Source organism: Rhodococcus sp. FH8 (assembly GCF_019266085.1).
GTDB classification, from domain to species: domain Bacteria; phylum Actinomycetota; class Actinomycetes; order Mycobacteriales; family Mycobacteriaceae; genus Rhodococcus_F; species Rhodococcus_F qingshengii.
Genome location: NZ_LPNQ01000007.1, coordinates 1 through 1,217, shown reverse-complemented (window position 1 = coordinate 1,217; position 1,217 = coordinate 1). Strand labels below are relative to the sequence as shown.

General features: G+C 57.4%; 2 protein-coding genes and 2 pseudogenes. 1 reads left to right on the top strand and 3 read right to left on the bottom strand.

All coding sequences use genetic code 11. The features are described from left to right. Positions 1–124 precede the first annotated feature (124 nt). Positions 125–377 (top strand): annotated as a pseudogene (locus tag ATN38_RS00050) (carbonic anhydrase); the annotation flags it as partial. A gap of 65 nt (positions 378–442) precedes the next feature. Here ATN38_RS00050 and ATN38_RS00045 read toward each other — a convergent pair. The 3 genes and pseudogenes from ATN38_RS00045 to ATN38_RS32435 all read right to left on the bottom strand — a co-directional run. Beyond that, entirely contained in the window at positions 443–736 is a 294-nt protein-coding gene (locus ATN38_RS00045; RefSeq protein WP_081377674.1) for a BldC family transcriptional regulator, read from the bottom strand. Beyond that, the gene (locus ATN38_RS00040; RefSeq protein ID WP_187781738.1) at positions 727–1,074 is read right to left on the bottom strand and encodes a hypothetical protein; all 348 of its coding nucleotides are present in this window, start codon (positions 1,072–1,074) and stop codon (positions 727–729) included. The genes ATN38_RS00045 and ATN38_RS00040 overlap by 10 nt, the downstream gene beginning before the upstream one ends. Beyond that, positions 1,074–1,217: pseudogene (locus tag ATN38_RS32435) on the bottom strand (alkane 1-monooxygenase); the annotation flags it as partial. The pseudogene ATN38_RS32435 and the gene ATN38_RS00040, both read right to left, overlap by 1 nt.

Genomic DNA, 1,217 nt, shown 5'->3' with positions numbered 1-1,217 from the left:
GTTACCAGTTCTTGGCGCCGAGCCCTCACGTTCAGGATTTGCTCGATCACATCGAAAACGGTGGCGATCCGATCTTCTGGGGCTGATCCGTTATCGTCGGTGATGCGTTGACCTATTGAGACCAAGAACTGTTCCGGACAGCTTCGTCCGCAGTGCGGTCGAGCGTGGTTCTGATAGGCAGCAACGAGGGCTTGTCCACCGTCGACGAACTCGAAGGCCGTCACGTCGTGGAGACCGGCGCGCTGATCATGCAGAGGTCGCGGATCATCGCCGACAAGATGGACAAGAGTGCGTGCGCGATCGTCGGTGTCACGTACACGTTGTCCGACGGTCACATGCGAGTTCAGGGCACAGTCGGCGACATCGGGAGCATCTGATCCGCGAACGAAAGTAACGTGCATCGGTATCGTCAGGGTTGGGTTACAGCATTTCGGGCTTGAATTCAGGATGCCGTCGGATCCGTTTTTGGCCCTGGAGTGTGAAGCGAGTGCAAGAGCATACGGATCTCGGTGCGGTGGTAGCGGCGGTGACCGCCGATGGTCGAGGTAAACCCGATTTTTCCTTCGTCAGCCCAGCGAGCGACTGTTTTCGGAGTTACACGAAAAAGTTCGGACACTTGTTTTGGAGTGAGTAAGTCTTCGGAGCCGATATCAAAGACAGCGGGAGGAGGTGGCGGTCCATTGCCACCGCTGCTTTCGTGCTGAGCGGAGGCTGGAGTCGACCCGTTCAGGCCCATGATTGTCCTTTCGAGGAGTCGACGGTGCGTGATTCTTTCTGACTCGGATGCCCGGTATCGGATCGAAGAATTTTTCTGTACGCGGTGAGCAGATATTTTTCGGCAGCGGTGTAGTCGGTGATCGGGGTGCCGTCTGAGTCTGTGGTATCGACGATGAGTTCGAGGTAGCGGCGGCGGTATAGATAGGCATCGGGTTGCTGCAGCAAGAATTGCGCGGCGGCGATGACTTCTGGACTCGACGCTGCACGTGCGAATCTGGCGTGAGACTGCAGGTGGCGATCTATGTCGTTGTGCGGGTACGGATCTGACTCTGTATTTGTTGGGTCGTGGGCGTTCATCAGGTCGTGCTCCTGGCGTTGATTCGTTCTGTGTCGCCGTCGTAGTAGTCCAACAATCTCTGATCCATCACCCGGCGCCACAGCGGTGGAATCCACGCGATCACGATCATCACTGCGTAGCCGGCCGGAAGTTGCGGCGCTTC

Excerpts from the sequence above, each read along its gene's own strand:
- ATN38_RS00040 (WP_187781738.1), bottom strand. The coding sequence starts at position 1,074 with ATGAACGCCCACGACCCAACAAATACAGAGTCAGATCCGTACCCGCAC.
- ATN38_RS00045 (WP_081377674.1), bottom strand. The coding sequence starts at position 736 with ATGGGCCTGAACGGGTCGACTCCAGCCTCCGCTCAGCACGAAAGCAGC.